Raw genomic sequence first — 17,811 nt, 5'->3', positions numbered from 1 at the left:
CTACACATGATCCGGCCAGATACCGAAGCAGAGTTAAGCGCGGCAATCAAAGAGGCGCGTGGTCCGCTGCGCATCATCGGCGGTGGCACCCGCAGTATCGGGCGTGCGCAGGGCGATTTTCTGTCCACGGCGGGGCTGTCGGGAATTTCATTATACGAGCCGGGTGCCCTGACCATCGTTGCTGGCGCCGGAACGCCGCTTGCCGAGGTAGAGGCCGCATTGACAGCGGAAAACCAGCGTCTGCCTTTTGAACCTCCGCAAATGGGGGCGCTGACCGGGAAAACAGGTGCGTCCACCATCGGCGGGGTCGTCGCGGCCAATGCCTCTGGGCCGCGCCGGATACAGGCCGGCGCCTGTCGTGACAGCCTCATCGGTGTGCGCTTTGTGGACGGGCGTGGAGACATTATCAAGAACGGCGGTCGGGTAATGAAAAATGTCACCGGTTATGATCTGGTCAAGTTGCTGGCCGGATCCCAAGGCAGCCTTGGGGTGATCAGTGAGGTGGCGTTCAAGGTGTTGCCCGGCGTGGAAGCGACAGCGACAGTAGTGGTGCACGGGCTTGACGATCAGAGTGCGGTTGAGGCCATGTCTACAGCACTCGGTTCGCCCTATGAAGTTTCAGGTGCGGCGCATGATCCGGCTCGGCAAACAACAATGCTGCGTCTTGAGGGCTTTGCAGAGTCGGTGGCCTATCGTAGCAAGAAATTACAAGAAACACTGAAGCGGTTTGGCGATGTTTCGGCTGATGTAAACGCCGATTGGACAGCCATCCGCGATGCCAGCATGTTTGCAGGGGGCAGTGGTGATGTGTGGCGGATTTCGGTAAAGCCGTCAGACGGGCCATCAGTGGGCGCTGCTCTTGATGGGTGCAAGATAATTTACGATTGGGGCGGTGGCCTGATCTGGGCCGAAGTGCCTTCGGCGTTCGATCTGCGCGGTGTCATGGGCGGTATCAAAGGCCATGCAACACTTGTGCGCGGGCAGGGCTGTGGTCCGGTGTTCCATCCCGAACCCGCGCCGGTTGCGGCCTTGTCCAAAGGCGTGCGGAGGCAGTTTGATCCGCGTGGAATACTGAACGCGGGGATTATGGACTGATGCAAACCACTTTCACACCGGAACAACTGGCCGATCCGTCTACGGCGCGAAGTAACGAAATCTTAAGAGCATGTGTGCATTGTGGATTTTGCACGGCAACCTGTCCGACCTATCAGGTGCTCGGGGATGAGCTCGACAGCCCGCGCGGGCGGATTTACCTGATAAAGGACATGCTGGAGGCAGGTCGCCCTGCTGATGAAAAGACGGTCAAACATATAGACAGGTGCCTGTCCTGTCTGGCCTGTATGACAACATGCCCGAGCGGGGTTCACTACATGCATCTGGTGGATCACGCGCGGGCCCACATAGAGGAGACTTATAAGCGCCCCCTGATGGACCGTCTGCTGCGCTGGATGCTGGCGCGGATTCTCCCCTATCCGGGGCGTTTCCGTGTTGCCTTGCTTGGCGCCAAGATCGGGCGGCCCTTCGCACGGTTTATGCCGGACCCGCGATTGCGGGCGATGCTGGAAATGGCGCCAAAACATATTCCCCCGGTCAGCCGGAATGACGACGCACAGGTTTTTCCCGCCATTGGCGTGCGCAAGATGCGCGTGGCTTTAATGACGGGATGTGCGCAAAAGGCGCTGAACACGGATATTAACGATGCCACCATCCGCCTGCTGCGGCGTCTGGGCTGCGATGTGGTGATTGCCAAGGGGCAGGGCTGCTGCGGTGCGCTGGTGCATCACATGGGCAAGGTTGATGAAAGCCATTCGGCGGCGGCAAAAAACATTAAGGTCTGGGCAGGGGAGATGGATCGCGACGGGCTGGATGCAGTGGTGATCAACACTTCGGGCTGTGGCACGACCGTGAAGGATTACGGCCATATGTTCCGCAATGATCCTTTGGCCGAAGATGCGGCGCGGGTCTCTGCCGTGGCGATGGATGTGTCTGAGGTGCTGATGAAGCTTGATGTACCGGAAGGCGCGCAAAAAGGTCTGCGGGTTGCGTATCACGCGGCCTGTAGCCTGCAACATGGCCAGCAGATCAAAACCCATCCCAAGACCCTGCTGAAGCGGGCCGGATTCGAGGTGGTAGAGCCTGCGGATAGCCATTTGTGTTGCGGTTCCGCAGGCACGTATAACCTGATGCAGCCCGAGATTTCCGGCCAGTTGAAAAAGCGCAAGGTTGCAACCCTGGAAGCCAAAACGCCGGATGTGATTTCTGCAGGCAACATCGGTTGTATGATGCAAATCGGCAGTGCAACGGGTGTGCCGGTTGTTCATACTGTGGAACTGCTGGACTGGGCGACGGGTGGTCCGAAGCCTGCCGCGCTCCGGTCCTGAGAGGCTGCCCCAACCTTGACACAATCTTTGGCTGTTACAGCCATGTTTTGGACCAAGTGTTCCGCCAGAATGGCAGGGTGGAACAACGGGTAGCTGTCATGATCGCGCGTCTTTTAACTATAATCTCGGTTTTTCTTGCATCGGTTGCATCCGCTGATGGCAGTGGTCCCCTGCGCAAGCTTATGACGGCGGATGAAGCCCGTGCATGGCAATCTGTCGGGCGGGTGAACACGGCGGGTGGCGGTTTTTGTACCGGTGCTCTTATCGCGCCCGATCTGGTGCTGACGGCGGCCCACTGCGTGTTTGACCCGCGCACCGGCGGTTTGCTTGACGCGGGCCAGATCTCCTTTGCCGCAGGATGGCGGCAGGGGCGCGCGGCGGCCCACGGCGTCGGACGCCGCGTTGTCGTACATCCGGCCTATGTTCATCAGGGCTCGGCTGAATTCAATAATGTCGGCCATGATATTTCCATTATCGAATTGCAGCATCCCATCCGGAACACCACCATTATGCCGTTTGATCGCGCCCCGCGCCCGACCATTGGTACATCTGTCAAAGTGGTTTCCTATGCACGAGACCGCGACGATTTCCCTTCGATTGAGGAACCCTGCGAAATCCTCGGCAAGAGCATGTCGGTGCTGGTCCTGTCCTGTCTTGCGACCTTCGGTGCATCCGGTTCCCCGATTTTCGTCATGGAAAACGGGTATCCGAAAATTGCCTCGGTCATTTCCGCCAAAGCGACATGGAACAACCGCGAAGTTGCGCTGGGCACATCGCTCGGCCGCCCTTTGGAAGAGCTGATGGGCCAGTTGAAATCGAACAATGGCGTGTTCAAATCCAAACGCCCGTCGTCCAAATCCCTGAGCGAACAACTGGGCCGGACCGATCAGACAAGTTTTTTGAAATACTGATCTTGAAAGGGTAAAACCCGCCTCCTAGATTGTGTGTTACCGGATGCCCAGGACGGGGTCCGGTGTCAGTAAACGGCCTGTCCATGACGGAAGGCCATACCTGAAGTATCGCTTCTTAAGGAGGATGTTTCCCTATGCGAACTTATGATTTTGCACCCCTTTACCGTTCAACAGTCGGTTTTGACCGTCTGGCTTCTATGCTGGATCGTGCCATGACCGTTGATGTAAACACAAACGGCTACCCCCCATACAACATCGAAAAGACCGACGAAAATGCCTACAGGATTTCTGTAGCTGTTGCCGGTTTCACCGATGATGAACTTTCCATCGAAATGCGTGATGGCCAGTTGGTTATTTCCGCGAAAAAGGCGGAAACAGACGGTGAGACAGAGGCTGTGACCTACCTGCACCGTGGCATTGCTTCCCGTGCCTTTGAAAAGCGCTTCCATCTTGCGGATCACGTCCGTGCCACCGGCGCGAAGACGGAAAACGGCATCCTGCACGTGGATCTGGTGCGCGAAGTGCCCGAAGCCCTGAAGCCGCGGCGCATTGAAATCGCCGGTCCCGGCAAGGCTATCGAAGCCAAGGCGGATAAGAAAGCAGACAAAAAAGAGACTGCTTAACAATTGTTCCGGCGCCCTGCGTCCTCCCGATCAGGGGCGCCGGACACCAGCTTATCTCCCCGAAAGCTGGCCAAACCGTCGTAGCGCTTCACTGTCCCTTCCAAAGCCACGCGACCTGCCATTGCAGAACCCCCGTTGTGAGACACAGCGGGGGTTGGTTTGTTCAGTCTTTGGATGTCCGTGACGCGCCCGTGGGCAGCAGTGCCGCAAATAGATACGTAATTTGTAACGCAGTGTAACACCTGAAAGGCCGCGCAGGGACGGCAGGACTGTGTTCAGGATGCAAGCAAGGTTGAGAAACTTCGAGAGTAAGCCACACCCTGTATATTTCGGGGAAGCTCCTCAGCTTGCCGGCATGTAATCGTCGTTCGTGCTTTTGGACCGTAGGCATCCGGCTTTTCTTTGAGACAGGGCAGAACCTGCTCGATCTCCAGCCTCTGGCGCGGCGACAGCATTTGTATCGCCATTGCTCCGGGATAGAAGCTTTCCGTTGCGAGCCCTTCGGAGAAAATGATGTGGTGGGCAGGCAGGAGGATGTGGAAATACTCGGCCTGTGTGCGACCATTCATCCTCCGGATTCCCGGACGTGACACAAGGCCCTTTGCCGGTGCCAGCACTTCCACATTATCTTCCTGTACAAGCAGCACCTTATGCAGGGGCGACACAGCCAGATCCCGTACCGGAGCGTCGCGGCCCAAGGCCTGTGCCGCAATCAGAACCGGCTTCTGGCGGAGATCATTATCGTAAAAACTGCGTTTGTTTTTACCAACCCAGAGCACAGGTTGCGGCCCTGCATTCAGCGTCACCAACAAATCACCGGCCCGCACATCTTCTACAGCCATTTCACCTTTCGTTGTCAGAACCGACGTACCCTTCAGGAAACAGGCAACCCCTGGAAACTGGACCTCTGAAGTCGTATCCAGATCGTTTACCGAGCCTTTGGTGTTGCCGTTCTGAAGGTTCGGATAATCCGGGTCCCCCGGCTCGCCCGTCAGGTCGATTGCAAAAGTCGTGCCTTCGGTTAACGTGCCACCTTCCGGCAGAGGGCCAACGATCCTGATATATGCCGCAGGTTGGTCAGGATCACCACGCACATCGTGTGAGCCCAAATAATCATAATGGTAGACCAGCCCGCCAATTGTGATTGTGTCTCCATCGGCGACGTTGCTGAGCGATACTGTGTCAAATTCGGTAAACACGGCATCAGAGGTTGTACCTGTGGTGATATTAATGTTGCCGCCATCTGCAAACGGGTCACCGTTAACGTTTTGAAGCGAGAATGGAATCGTGGCTGGCATAGTCGGGTTGATTGATCCTGAATGATGCTGGTTCAACTGAAAGTTGTTTAACTTTGGGTCAGGAAGATGGATGAATTGTGACGATTTAAAGGCTGTTCCGGCGCGCACAGGCGGTGCCTGATGCAATAAATATTACCTCTGGCGGTCATATCGTCGAGGCCACAATGCTTAATGTTACTTGGTCGGAATGCGTCAGATACAAGAAGCATCTACAATTTTATCTTGTTCTTCTTTCTCGAAGTATTCCTTCTGACCGAAACTGACGTCAAAATCTCGATGGATCGGGGAGTCCGATATTTTCATCAAACGCCTTTGGCGATCACTCAAACAGGAGACTGTCTAACTGCATGAATTGCAGGGCGGTTTCCAAGCCGATTGCGTAATCACAGCCTTGATCAGCACCTACGTCATTGAGCGGCCTCGCACGATCCTAGAAAAACAATCTCCTGACGACGCATTCTTCAACACACAACGGCCCCAGAGGGCGACATGAAACCAACCAAATCACATTTTGCCGAAGCCACAAGTTGTTCCAAAAAGCGGGACCACTTTTCCGCAACGTAGGGCCAGAGCTATGCAACAGATCCGATAAGGTAAACTCTCTCATAGTTTAAACCGCCTTTGCACCCCAAACCTTGACGGCGAACGCGGTTAAGAGGCGGTGCAACAGGTTTTTATATACCCCAGGGACAGAGTGCTTCGACTTGTCGGCGACCGAGCTTATTTAATGTTTCTATGTTTTCTAAATAGATATTCTCTGGGTTCGTAATGTGAGCGAGGGCTTTCGTCATCTGATCCTGACGCAGAATATGTATGGTTGGATAGGGTGAGCGATTAGTAAAGTGGCTAAGATCATCTGCCGCCACCCCTTCAAATTGATATTGGGGATGAAAAGATGCCAGTTGCAAATATTCTGTCAGTTCTGCTTGCTCCAATAGCTGCTGAAACCAGTCGAGTAAGGCGAGGTAATCATCGAACTCTTCCAGTCCTTGGGTAAACATGAGCAAGCTAGTGGCGACATCATTTTCGTTAGCCCCAAGCAGGCGCTGTAATTCGTCCACAAAGAACTGCTTTAAGTGCTCATCGGTGGTGGCATCACATACGGAATAATGCACTTGGTCTCGGGCTATAACGCTATGGGAAAAAGGGCACAGATTTAATCCAACCACCATTTGGTCAAGCCATCGACGGGTGTCTTTAACCACGTCTTGATGAGCAATTGATAGCGTCTTAGGGTTAAACTTATTGATGGGATCAATCCTCTCCTATTTGCCTAAATTAATGCGTATTTTGCCTGCATTTCCAACCTGTTTGCGTCAGCTAAAACCATCGATTTGGCGCGTTCGCAACTGCTATTGCGTCTTACCATTCCTTGCCATTGGCAAACAGCCCGGAGATGACAACTGGAAACCGGCATCGTTGCTCCATCGTTGGCCAGTGAAGACCGTATACTGTCACGCCCAAACTATCAATTTCTGCGATACAGCCATTCAATTTGTATGAGCCAATTGAGAATTCTTCAGTTCATTACAGAAAAGCCACAGATTGGTCCGATGTAGAAAAGTGAGCCTTTGAGCAAGGATTACCCCGGGTGCTCGATATCCACACCGCGCTTTGTGCTTGATCATCTTTGCCGACAGTCTGACCTGCGACCTTATAAAGTGTCAGTGAAAACAATGCTTAGTCGATGTGTTGACATTACAGGTTTATGCTGGCTGGATGATCTTTCTGATTGCAGAGCGGTTAGCCGCTCTCAAACGTATTAACCGTTCATGATGTGAATGTCCTCAGATCGAAAGGGCAGCGCAGCTTATTAGAACTATAACAGCAACAGGGAAAACTAATGAAAATCAAGACACTTGCAGCGACGCTTGTTGTATCGGCGCTTAGCATCTCGGCCGCCACTGCCGATATTCTGGATACAATCAAGGAACGCGGGACACTGATCGTTGGCACAAAAGCTGACTATAAACCTTACGGTTTTCTAGACACTTCGGGCGCAGTGATTGGCATTGAACCTGATCTTGCGAAAGACGTGGCGGACAAGTTGGGCGTCGACATCGAATTCGTACCAGTGGTCAGTTCGAACCGGATGCAATTTCTGGAACAGGGCAAGATCGACCTGATGATCGCGACAATGACGGACAAACCAGACCGCCGCGAGGTCGTCTTGATCCCGGATCCCAACTATTATTCTTCTGGCACTAACGTTCTGGCGCTTAAGAGCCTTGGCCTGAAGGAATGGGAAGATCTGCGCGGCAAACCGGTCTGCGGCATTCAAGGCGCATTCTACAACAAAGCCACATCGCAGACCTACGGTGCGGAGATCGTCGCGTTTAAGGGCACCGCCGAAGCCTATTCAGCGCTGAAGGGCGGCAACTGTGCAGCATTCGTTTATGATGACAGTGCGATCGTGGCCAAAGCGGCTGATCCTGATTGGGCCGACTACGAAATGCCACTTCAAACTATTGATGATGCGCCTTGGGGGCTGGCTGTCGCTTTGGGCGAGGAAAAGTTTGCTCAAATGATGAGTGATATGATCATCGAATGGCACAAAACCGGCCGTATCCTTGAGCTTGAGACGAAATGGGGTGTGACCAACACGCCGTTCGCACAAGCCATGCACGACAAATATAAATAATAATAAGTCGGCGGTCGGGCGGTGCATTCTTGTTCCGTCCGACCGAAACGCCTGAGGGGATATATATATGGAAATGGTCTACGAATGGTTTCGTACTCTATACCAAGAGACAGGTATAAACCTTCCATTTCTCTATGATGAATACGACCGGAACCGTATGATTGATGGTCTGTTCACTACGATTAAGCTTTCGCTCGTTTGCTTGTTCTTTTCTATCATCATTGGAGTTATCGGTGCATGGCTTCAGGGCTCGTCATTTAAATGGACGCGACGCTTTGTAAGCGGCTACATTCAGTTATTCCGCAATACACCACCACTGGTTCAACTCTATTTCTTCTACTTCGCTATCGGCACCTTGCTGCCACGGGTAGAGAATGACTGGGGTGGGCAATCGCCGATTTTTGGCAGTTTCGCGTGGGCGGCGATTTCGCTGTCATTCTTTGCAGGGGCCTTCAACGTCGAGATCTTCCGCTCCGGCATTGAAGCTGTGCCAAAATCCACAGTTGAGGCCGCCGAAGCGTTGGGCTTTTCCAAACTGCAAATCTACCGCGACATCACGCTGCCATTGGCGTTCCGTGTTGTCCTGCCGGCGCTGAACAATAACTTGGTTAACTTGGTTAAAACCACCACACTGGCCTATGCAATCGCAGTGCCGGAAATGCTGTACGAGGCGAACCAAATCTGGTCTGACAATGTCAATGTCACCGAAATGATGGTGTTCTTGCTACTCGCCTATTTTGTACTGGTAGGCATTTTGGTGAGCGGCATGAACCGGTGGGAACGTGCTATGAAAATTCCGGGGTATGGCTGATGAAATATGAAACCGATCTTCCCGTGATGCTGCCGCTAAAGCGGCATCAGAGCGAGCCATTCCTGGGCCTGAAATCAAAACACATTCTAACAGTGGCTTTAATAGCGATTATCGGGCCGTGCGTAGCGTTCGCGCAGGCGCCTTCCGGTCAGGAATCGCCTTTGGCCGTTCTGCTAAACTGGGCCCCGTTGTTGTTAAAAGGGTTCATATTCAACTTGATCATTTCGATCAGTGCTATGGCATTTGGAACAGCCATCGGCGCCATTTTGGGGCTGGGGCAGATATCGCTGATCGCGGCGACCCGCCACAGTTCGTGGTTTGTCACACAGTTCTTCCGCAACGCGCCGTGGTTGGTCCTGTTGTTCTTTGCAATGTTCTTGCTGCCGTTTGAAATTAACGTTTTTGGCTTCAAAATACCTTTCCCCGATTGGCTGAAGGCAATTTTGGGCCTGTCCTTGCCTGTCATGGCTAACGTATCCGAGATCGTGCGCGGGGCGGTTCGCTCGTTGCCAAGTGGTCAATGGGAAGCGGCAGAAAGCCTAGCCTACACCAGAATGCAAACTCTGTGGCTGATCATCCTGCCGCAATGCGTTAAACGGATGCTGCCACCTTGGATGAACCTTTACTCCATTCTCACAATGGCCACAGTTCTGGCTTCAATTGTTGGTGTATCCGAGGTGATGACCCTAACCGGACAGGCGCTTGCCTCGGAAGGCGGACGCCCCGAGCTGCTGGCCCCTTTCTACGGCTTCGTCCTGCTGCTGTTCTTTATCTATTGCTATCCAATTGCACGCTTTACCGTGTGGCTGGAGAAGAAATACGCTGTCATTAACTGAGGAAAATACATGAGCTGGACAACCGCAGACCCTATGGTCTCTCTTAAGGATGTGCACAAATCGTTTGGGGAATTGAAGGTCTTGAACGGCGTATCGCTCGACGTCATGAAAGGCGATGTTATCTGTATAATCGGCCCTTCGGGGTCCGGTAAATCGACCCTGATCCGCTGCATAAATGCGCTCAACGATATTCAACAGGGATCAATTCTGGTGGAGGGCCAAGAGGTCAACGACCCAAAAGTGGACAAGCTTGAATTGCGCAAAAAAGTGGGCATGGTTTTCCAGCAGTACAATCTTTTTCCGCACAAAACGGCTTTGCAAAACGTCATGATGGCACCTGTCCGCGTTTTGAAACAAGACAAGGTCAAAGTGGAAGAAGTGGCGCGTGCTTTGATCAAAAAAGTACGGTTGGAAGGAAAAGAAAACGCTTATCCGGGGGAGTTGTCTGGCGGGCAACAACAGCGCGTCGCAATTGCACGATCTCTGGCGATGCAACCGGACGTGATTCTGTTCGATGAAGTGACCGCAGCCCTTGATCCTGAAACTGTTGGCGAGGTTCTGCAGACTATCAAAGACCTTGCCGAGGACGGTATGACCTGCATTCTGGTGACCCATGAAATGGCATTTGCACGGGAAGTCGCGGATCACATCTACTTCACTGATCGCGGCGTTATCGTGGAACATGGCCCGCCCGAAACATTCTTCCAGAATGCCCAAGATCCAAGAACCAAAGAATTTCTAAGCCAAATCCTGTAGTTAAGCTGAGGTGGAGTTGCATCTCCAAACGCAAATCGAACGCTCACGGCAGCAAACTTTGTAAAAAAACCTCAACCAGAATGCCGTTGGAACTGCCTTTGGACCTAGCTGTCGTTCCGGGGAAATTTATTGGATGGCCGTTCGCGGTGCAAACCTTCTCAAGTCGCAGTTCTGACTAATCTCAGTAATTCAGGAAAGGTTTGAATCTCAATTCCAGGCGCGTGAAGGCCCTTGCGCAAGAGTGCGAAAATTTCGAAACCATCCGAGGTCACACCAAAGGAATGCTCAAATCTGTTGCAAGGGCTGACTTCAGACACTTCATTCTCATGGAAGACAGCTTCACTGCGGCGATAGTCATGGGAATCGCCGACCACACTGCCATCGAGCCGGATGCGGTCGGCTGCGATGTGGATAAGATTCCCGTGGCAGACGGTCATATAGCCGTCAAAGCCCATCTGTTCGGCCCAGAGGTCGAAAATCTGCGCCCACTCTAGATGACCTGCTCTCCTGAAAAGTCCGGTGTTTTGAGTTAGTCTGTTCTCCACCAAGGAGACAGTGGATGAGGGGAAGCCGTTTTAGTGAAGACCAAATATTTGGGATGTTGAAAGAGCATCAGGCTGGGCTTGGCGCGAAGGAGTTGTGCCGGACGCACGGTGTCAGCGGTGCCACGTTTTACAAATGGCGATCCAAGTTTGGTGGCATGGAAGTGCCTGAAGTGAAGATGGTCTTGTCACGGTTTAGTTCCGGTCTCTTTCTAGCAATGCTTGCCAGGCGGCAGGGTCTTTAACTGTGCAACTGTAAAGAAATTGGATTTTGCCATTTGGGCGCTTGCGAAATATCTACAAACGCAGGTGGCACTGCCCGGGAAATTCCGGACCGCGCTGAGACGCTACCGCACTCTTATTAAAGCAGGATTTAAATCTCAGAGCGTTTGTGATAGCGCTTGATACGAAGGATATACCCCTCCGGCGGGAGTGTTTCAGGAACATTGAAAATCAACAGAAAAAAACCGCGCCGGTGGGGGCGCGGTTTCGGTTTGGATATCCGGCAGATCAGATGGATGTGCAGATATATTTCATTTCCAGATAGTCTTCGGTGCCATGGCGGGAGCCTTCGCGCCCGATGCCGGATTGTTTGACACCGCCGAACGGCGCGAGCTCGGTCGAGATCAGGCCGGTGTTTACACCAACCATTCCGTATTCCAGCGCTTCCTGAACGCGGTGCACGCGGGATAGGTCGTTGGAGTAGAAGTAGGACGCCAGACCAAAGATCGTGTCATTAGCAGCTGCGACTACTTCTTCTTCAGTATCAAACTTGAACAGCGGCGCAACCGGTCCGAAGGTTTCGTCGTTTGTAACCATCATGTCAGAAGTGACACCTGTCAGGATTGTCGGTTCAAAGAAAGTGCCGCCAAGTGCGTGACGTTTGCCGCCTGCGGCGATTTTCGCGCCTTTTTCCGTCGCATCCTTGATATGTTCTTCCACTTTTTCCACCGCATCTTCCGAGATCAGTGGCCCGACGGTGACGCCGTCTTCCAGGCCGTCACCTACATTCATCTCTGCCACTGCTGCAGCGAGCTTTTCAGCAAAAGCATCATAGACGCCGGCTTGCACGTAGATCCGGTTGGCGCAGACGCAGGTCTGGCCGTTGTTGCGGTATTTGGAGATCATCGCGCCCTCGACCGCTTTGTCGAGATCAGCGTCGTCAAACACGATGAACGGTGCGTTGCCGCCCAGTTCCATCGAGGTTTTCATGATCTGTCCTGCGGCCTGTTCCATCAGGATGCGGCCCACTTCGGTAGAACCTGTGAAGGTCAGTTTGCGCACGATCGGGTTGTCGCAGAATTCCTTGCCCACAATGGAAGCGCGGGTGTTGGTGACAACCGAGAACACGCCTGCGGGAACACCGGCCCGTTCCGCCAGCAGAGCCATCGCAAGGGCAGATAGCGGGGTTTCCTTTGCGGGGCGGGCGACAAAAGTACAGCCGACTGCCAGAGCAGGGGCCACTTTGCGTGCGATCATCGCATTCGGGAAGTTCCACGGCGTGATGGAGGCCACGACGCCTACGGGTTGTTTGATCACGGTGATGCGTTTGTCGGGCTGGTGGCCCGGAATGGTTTCGCCGTAGTTGCGTTTTGCTTCCTCGCCAAACCATTCGATAAATGAGGCACCATAAAGGATTTCGCCGCGGCCTTCGGCAAAGGGCTTGCCCATTTCTGCTGTCAGGATGCGGCCCAGATCGTCGGCGTTTTCCACCATCAGATCATACCATTTCCGCAGGATTGCAGCGCGGTCCTTGCCGGTGCGTGCAGCCCATTCCTTCTGGGATTTCTGTGCGGCATCAATGGCGCGTTTGACTTCGTCGATACCCAGATCGGGCAGGGTGGTCAGCACGTCACCGCGTGCGGGGTTCTTAACTTCGAATGTCGCGCCATTGTCTGCGTCGATCCATTCCCCCGCGACATATGCCTGAGAGCATAGAAGCGAAGGATCGTTCAGAAGGTTCTTCAAATCAGTCTTGTCAAGCATACGGGGCTCCTCCGTTAACATGTTCAATTTCGCGGCGAGGTGACACGATTTCTGCCCTAAGGGCAAGACCACATCACCGCTTTGAACTGCCAAATTCGACTGATCCGGGCAGAACTAGGCGGGAACAGGGAAAATCCGGTCATATGCCCAAGTGAATACGAAGGTGTAAAACAGGTAAAACAGGGTAAAGGATATATCGAGCACAAGGGCGTGCATCAGGGTCAGATCCAGCCACCACATCACAAAAGGCAGCATGATCATCAACATTGAGATTTCAAAGCCGAAGGTATGGATCACCCGCGCAGGCAGGGATTTTTCCGTGCTGCCGGTTCTGGATTTGAGGGCCAGATCGAAAATCAGGTTGTAAACATAGTTCAGTACAGTCGCCAGAACCGATCCGGCAACAGCGATCACGCCAATTCCCGCAAGGGAGAGGTCGAGAAAAAGCATCCCGACACTGACAAGAATGAAGAGGGCAAGACCTTCAAATAGAAGAGCCTGTCGGATACGGTCAAATGAAGTGCGCACGGGATTTCCCTTAAGATAGAATTAAAGGGTCGTCCCTTTCTGTTTGTACCCCGCTGAAGAAGCGGCGGGGGAGGTCGTCCTCTGGAAACAATTATATCAAACGGGAAAACCAAGGCAAGGAACCTTTAATCGGCCAGAGTTCTGCGAAACGCTCGACAATTTGGATAATTCGCCGCAAAACTATTATAAAACGCGTTTACGTTATTAGATAGAACCGAAGAAGTTGCATTTGAAAGGGATCAAGATGGCAGATTTTGATGCGCAGATCAGGGAATCTCAGGCACAGGTGGAGGCGGCGCAGTCCAAAATCTCGGAACTGTCCTCCAAGCTGGAACAGGCGCAGGACAAGATGAAATCGGGCAGTGATATCTCGATAGATATTGAAAACGCCTCTCTGGATGATGTGCACGCCCATTCGGACGCAATGAATGCGAATATCGCCGAACTGATAATGGGGCTGGACGATGTCACAGCGGCCTTCAGTCAGGATTTCGATGCGATGCGCACGAAAACCGGCTGGGAAACCTTTGTGGGAATCTTTTCCAAGGGGCGGTCCGAAAGCCTGCGTCAGGAACGGATGCGCACCGCCAGTATTGATGATAAATTGCAGGATCTGATTTCAAAATCGGATGTGATTGTGAACCTGTTGCAGGGTCAGCTTGCGGTTCTGAACGAACACAAGACTCGGGTGGAAGGCAATTTGCAGGAGACCCTGACAGAGCGGGAAGCCGTAGTGGGCGAGCTGGAACAGATCAAGGCCGACCTGCTGGCGATGGACCCGAGCATTATCGAACTGGAAAACAAGATCTCGATGGAGCAGGACGCGGCCGCGCGCACCAAGCTGGAGAGCGAACTGGCGGCGCTGAATGCGAAGTATAATGAGCTGGCACAGGCTGAACAGGTCAAGCTGGCCAACTCCCAGACACTGGAACGCTATATCGAGAAGGGCAAATCCTGGGTCGACAGTTTGCAAAATCAGGCGGCCACCCAGATGGTTCTGATCAACAAGTTGCAGACAGACACCAAGCAGCGGGTGGTATTGTATGACGCCCTGACGAAGTCTTTAAAGACGGCGCAACAGCAGGATGTGGCCCACAAGATCAACGAAATTGGCGTGCAGACGGATCAGGAAGCACAAACCGCGATGGCGGCGATTGGCTCGGCTACAAACCAGCGTATGGCCGAGATGATGGAGAAGCACGAGGACCATATGGTGTTTGCCCGCAAAGTCTTGGAAGAGAAAGCCAAATCCGACGAGCGCTTCGCACGGCGTTTTGAGAAAATTGTCGAGAAACATGACAAGAATCTTTATGGCGCGTAAAGGCAGGATCGTCGCGGAGCCGTTTGCATGACTGCCGATCTGACCCTTGATCACGAATATCTGGAAGGCGCGGCCCGCACGCGGCGCTATTTCGCGAAGTTCGCTAAGATTATCGGCCATCTGGAACGGGTGACGGATCTGTCCAAAAATGAAGGGTTGGTTGGCCATGCGGAAGCGGAAATCATCAAGGATTATCTGTCACGGCTAAGCCACACGTTTTCCGCACTGTCTTATAAGTACCTGATGACATGGCGGGTCTCGGGTGCCTTGCCCAACGGTATGTCTGTGGACCGTCAGGACAGCGGCTTTCCGGTGTTTCAAGAGCTGTTGCAGATGGCCAACGACGCCCTGAATGTGGAGCACCACCTGCGGACCTCCCAGTCGCCCGAAGAAATAAAAAAAGCTATGGTGCGGCATATTCTGAATGAACAGTCTCACCCTACTGCTCTGCAATACGCGCTGTCCCAGCGGCTCTATTACGAAGCCTTGGCGGGGCGGGATCTGTTCTTTGCGGGCAATGATCCTCAGGCGGTCTGGCGGGGCAACATAGACGACGACCGGCGGCGGTATCTGCTGCATTGGGCGAGTTATGATAGCCAGACAAACCTTCCGGCGATCTATATGATGGAGCTGGAGGATTCAGGGCGCACGGCGCTGGTACAGGATGACCGGCGGTGGCCGCAGGTGCAGGCCCATCTGATGGCGCAAGCTGTTTCGGGGTTGAAGCTGGTGACGATTGCCACGGGCTTTGATCAGGATTTTGATGATCTGCACCCCAAGAAACTGCGCCGTATTCATATCGGTCCGATGTATTCCCATGCCTATACGGAACAGACCGGACCGCTGCGCGATGTTCTGGCGGAAACGGCAGGGCAGGAAGGTATGGACTGGGCGCTCGCCTGGACGGTGGAAACTTTGTGGTCGAAATCCGTGACACAGGAAAAAACGGGTTGGTTTTCCGTGGCAGAGCGGGAGATTTTCAATCTGGAGGATCGGGGCGAACTGACTGGTGCGACGGAACAGAACCGTTCTTTGATCCTGCCGCAGCGGGCCTATCAGGTGCTGAAAGACCGTGATCCGGCAGGTATGCGCAACGTGCGCAAATATGTTGTGGGGAGCAGCGGGCGCGTGGCCAGTTACAATTGACGACAGGGATTTTTCAAAAATGAATGAAACCGGCAATTTAATGGAATTGAAAGAGGAATTGATCCTCGGGAAATATGATGCGGCAGTGGCCTTGCTGGACGGGTTTGACCACACGCCACGGCTTGCGCAAAAGCGGGAGGCTGCGCCGCAAAAGGAACGCTCCAGCGGAATCGGGACGCGGCGGCGGTTCCGTTCCACCACTCCGGGGCTGGTGACGCGCAGCACCGCGCGGCCCGAAGGCGTGCATCTGATCGACCGGATAGAGGGCGCGGATGAAAGCGATCCGCTGACCTCTCCCAAACAGGCAACGGTGTTACAGGGCTTGCGCCGTGCGCTGGCGGTGGCCCATGTGGTCAGCGACCAGTTTGCCGACCAGACGGGGCTGTCCGCCCTGTTGAAAGACAATCTCGCCGGTGCATTGCCCCCTTCAAAGAAAGCCGAGTTCAGCGAACTTCTAGCGGCCGCGGCTGCGATCTCCTTGCATGTGTTTGCAAATATGACTGCCTATCTGCTGGCTCCGATTGGCTCGGCCGAGGGGGAGGCCGCCGTGGACATAGGCGAGATCGAAGAGGTGCTGACAGACAACCCGCAACTGGCCCTGCACGGTGCGTTATGGGAGCTGGACCAGGACCTTGCGCTGTTCGCCAAGGATGAAGCCGCAGTCGTTCACGTGGTGCAGGCCTTTTGTGAAAAGCTGATGGAAAAGGTTGCGCTGCGGGCAGGTTCCCTGCCTCGGCTGGAGCCCTTCAGGACTGTGTCCTATCGCGTGGAGGCCGATGATTTTGAGATCAACGGTTTTAGTACCAGCCACAAGGCGAAATCCACCAAGCTGACCATGACGTTCAAGAAGCCGAACGAAGTGGTTGGCAACCACATCGCAAAATATCAGGCGATGAAGCTGGCCAAAATGCTGATGGCCTATGATTTTGACCGCCAGTTGAACCCCTTTGCCGAACTGGGCGGCTTTATCTTCACCTTCATGGGGGATGGCGCACCCGGCACGGGGAAAACCACGCTGATCCAGATGATGGCGGGGATGATTAATGATTATTGCACCAATGCGGGATATGCCTTTCGTTACCAGAACCTCAGCACGGATTCGATTGACAGCTATCAGGGGAAGTCGGCCCAGAACGCCAAAGCGTTTATTAACAACGTGATTGATCCCAAGGTGATCGGATTTGGCACAATCGACGATATCGACCAGCTTGCCGGCAAACGGGGCGACAGACAGTCGAGCGCGGGGCAGTTGGAAATCACCGCCGTTCTGATGGAAAGCTTCGCCGGTGCCAATACCGTGGTACGGGGCAACTGCACCTTTGGCATGTTTTCAAACTATCCCGAAAACGTGGACGACGCCTTGCGCCAGCGGGCCGGGGCGCGGTTTCTGGTGGACGGTCCGCAAACGCGGGAAGATTATATCGACATCCTCCACCTGTTGATGGGCAAGAACCATTCGATCCCGACAGGGGAACACGAACTCTTCGCGGCCCAGCAGATCAAGAAGGCAGTCGCGGCGAGCTATGAAAGCCACTCCAAACCCCATGAAACAGGGCTGTTGAACGTGTTTGACCGTGTCACCTCGGAAATCGGTGCGCTCGACACGATTGCCAAGCTTGGCACCTATCTGAAAGGAATCCAGCAGGCCGATGCGCGATTTACCGGCCGCGCCATCAAAAACATTACGGATGCCGTCAAAGTCCGCGCGATGGATTTTGAACTGCCCGATGAATGGATGGAGAATACCGATCTGTTTCTGGCAAAGGACTACGATACCAAAAAGGCGATGATCGCCGAACTGGCCCAGCCGATCACCGTTGAGATGGTCATTCAGGAAATCAACCGCTACGCCGATTCCGAATTCCGTTATGCCGATAAATCCGACGAAGTGGCGATTGAAAACATGGTGCGGGAGTTCGGGCGGAATGAAGAAGCCAAGCGGCGGTATCTGGAGGGGAAAGTTTGAGGGCTTTCGATAAGTTTTGCGCACTGTTTTTTGCGGCGGGTATAGTCGGGCTGAAGCCCGGCCTA

General features: G+C 53.8%; 16 protein-coding genes and 1 pseudogene. 13 read left to right on the top strand and 4 right to left on the bottom strand.

What is annotated here, in order from left to right:
• The first annotated feature begins 9 nt into the window (after window positions 1-9).
• The 4 genes from C0U40_RS09305 to C0U40_RS09290 all read left to right on the top strand — a co-directional run bounded on the left by C0U40_RS09305 (window position 10) and on the right by C0U40_RS09290 (window position 3,915).
• Window positions 10-1,095 carry an FAD-binding protein gene (locus C0U40_RS09305; RefSeq protein WP_101655765.1) on the top strand — a complete coding sequence of 362 codons (1,086 nt, stop codon included), beginning with the start codon at window positions 10-12 and terminating at the stop codon, window positions 1,093-1,095.
• Window positions 1,095-2,381: a glycolate oxidase subunit GlcF gene (gene glcF / locus C0U40_RS09300; protein ID WP_101655508.1), complete on the top strand. Its 1,287-nt coding sequence runs from the start codon at window positions 1,095-1,097 to the stop codon at window positions 2,379-2,381. The genes C0U40_RS09305 and glcF overlap by 1 nt, the downstream gene beginning before the upstream one ends.
• 98 nt (window positions 2,382-2,479) lie before the next feature.
• On the top strand, window positions 2,480-3,292 hold the full coding sequence (locus tag C0U40_RS09295) for a trypsin-like serine peptidase (protein ID WP_101655507.1): 813 nt from the start codon (window positions 2,480-2,482) through the stop codon (window positions 3,290-3,292).
• A 134-nt stretch (window positions 3,293-3,426) separates the two neighbouring features.
• Window positions 3,427-3,915 (top strand): Hsp20 family protein, encoded by a 489-nt coding sequence (locus C0U40_RS09290; RefSeq protein ID WP_101655506.1) that lies wholly within the window; start codon window positions 3,427-3,429, stop codon window positions 3,913-3,915.
• Between the two features lie 275 nt (window positions 3,916-4,190).
• Here C0U40_RS09290 and C0U40_RS09285 read toward each other — a convergent pair whose 3' ends face one another.
• Window positions 4,191-5,213, bottom strand: a complete 1,023-nt coding sequence (locus C0U40_RS09285) for a Hint domain-containing protein (protein ID WP_101655505.1) — start codon at window positions 5,211-5,213, stop codon at window positions 4,191-4,193.
• 674 nt (window positions 5,214-5,887) lie between these two features.
• Window positions 5,888-6,418 carry a DUF1415 domain-containing protein gene (locus tag C0U40_RS09280; RefSeq protein ID WP_286134878.1) on the bottom strand — a complete coding sequence of 177 codons (531 nt, stop codon included), beginning with the start codon at window positions 6,416-6,418 and terminating at the stop codon, window positions 5,888-5,890.
• 638 nt (window positions 6,419-7,056) lie between these two features.
• Between C0U40_RS09280 and C0U40_RS09275 the strand changes: the two genes are divergently transcribed.
• The 6 genes and pseudogenes from C0U40_RS09275 to C0U40_RS09250 all read left to right on the top strand — a co-directional run.
• Window positions 7,057-7,854: a transporter substrate-binding domain-containing protein gene (locus tag C0U40_RS09275; RefSeq protein ID WP_101655503.1), complete on the top strand. Its 798-nt coding sequence runs from the start codon at window positions 7,057-7,059 to the stop codon at window positions 7,852-7,854.
• A 67-nt stretch (window positions 7,855-7,921) separates the two neighbouring features.
• Complete coding sequence (locus C0U40_RS09270; protein WP_101655502.1) at window positions 7,922-8,665, top strand: amino acid ABC transporter permease; 744 nt, start codon at window positions 7,922-7,924, stop codon at window positions 8,663-8,665.
• A complete protein-coding gene (locus C0U40_RS09265; RefSeq protein WP_101655501.1) occupies window positions 8,665-9,501 on the top strand; it encodes an amino acid ABC transporter permease in 837 nt (278 codons plus the stop codon). The genes C0U40_RS09270 and C0U40_RS09265 overlap by 1 nt, the downstream gene beginning before the upstream one ends.
• A gap of 9 nt (window positions 9,502-9,510) precedes the next feature.
• Window positions 9,511-10,257 (top strand): amino acid ABC transporter ATP-binding protein, encoded by a 747-nt coding sequence (locus tag C0U40_RS09260; protein ID WP_101655500.1) that lies wholly within the window; start codon window positions 9,511-9,513, stop codon window positions 10,255-10,257.
• Window positions 10,258-10,613: 356 nt separating this feature from the next.
• A complete protein-coding gene (locus C0U40_RS20190; RefSeq protein WP_180957665.1) occupies window positions 10,614-10,751 on the top strand; it encodes a hypothetical protein in 138 nt (45 codons plus the stop codon).
• A gap of 65 nt (window positions 10,752-10,816) precedes the next feature.
• Window positions 10,817-10,978 (top strand): annotated as a pseudogene (locus C0U40_RS09250) (transposase); the annotation flags it as partial.
• A 331-nt stretch (window positions 10,979-11,309) separates the two neighbouring features.
• Here the strand turns inward: C0U40_RS09250 and C0U40_RS09245 are convergent.
• Together C0U40_RS09245 and C0U40_RS09240 are read right to left on the bottom strand one after the other, a co-directional pair.
• Entirely contained in the window at window positions 11,310-12,785 is a 1,476-nt protein-coding gene (locus C0U40_RS09245; protein WP_101655498.1) for an NAD-dependent succinate-semialdehyde dehydrogenase, read from the bottom strand.
• A gap of 114 nt (window positions 12,786-12,899) precedes the next feature.
• Entirely contained in the window at window positions 12,900-13,313 is a 414-nt protein-coding gene (locus tag C0U40_RS09240) for a PACE efflux transporter (RefSeq protein WP_101655497.1), read from the bottom strand.
• Window positions 13,314-13,557: 244 nt separating this feature from the next.
• Here C0U40_RS09240 and C0U40_RS09235 point away from each other — a divergent pair, with 244 nt between their 5' ends.
• From C0U40_RS09235 to C0U40_RS09225, 3 genes are read left to right on the top strand one after another with little or no spacing between them, the layout of a single operon-like run.
• Window positions 13,558-14,634 carry a hypothetical protein gene (locus C0U40_RS09235; RefSeq protein WP_101655496.1) on the top strand — a complete coding sequence of 359 codons (1,077 nt, stop codon included), beginning with the start codon at window positions 13,558-13,560 and terminating at the stop codon, window positions 14,632-14,634.
• Window positions 14,635-14,661: 27 nt separating this feature from the next.
• Window positions 14,662-15,780 carry a hypothetical protein gene (locus C0U40_RS09230; RefSeq protein ID WP_101655495.1) on the top strand — a complete coding sequence of 373 codons (1,119 nt, stop codon included), beginning with the start codon at window positions 14,662-14,664 and terminating at the stop codon, window positions 15,778-15,780.
• A gap of 19 nt (window positions 15,781-15,799) precedes the next feature.
• Entirely contained in the window at window positions 15,800-17,746 is a 1,947-nt protein-coding gene (locus C0U40_RS09225) for an ATP-binding protein (RefSeq protein WP_101655494.1), read from the top strand.
• Window positions 17,747-17,811: the final 65 nt, after the last annotated feature.

It is taken from the genome of Neptunicoccus cionae (assembly GCF_002860325.1).
Taxonomy (GTDB): domain Bacteria; phylum Pseudomonadota; class Alphaproteobacteria; order Rhodobacterales; family Rhodobacteraceae; genus Amylibacter; species Amylibacter lutimaris.
Note: the sequence above shows the minus strand (reverse complement) of the source record. Positions and strands in the feature narration are given on the sequence as shown.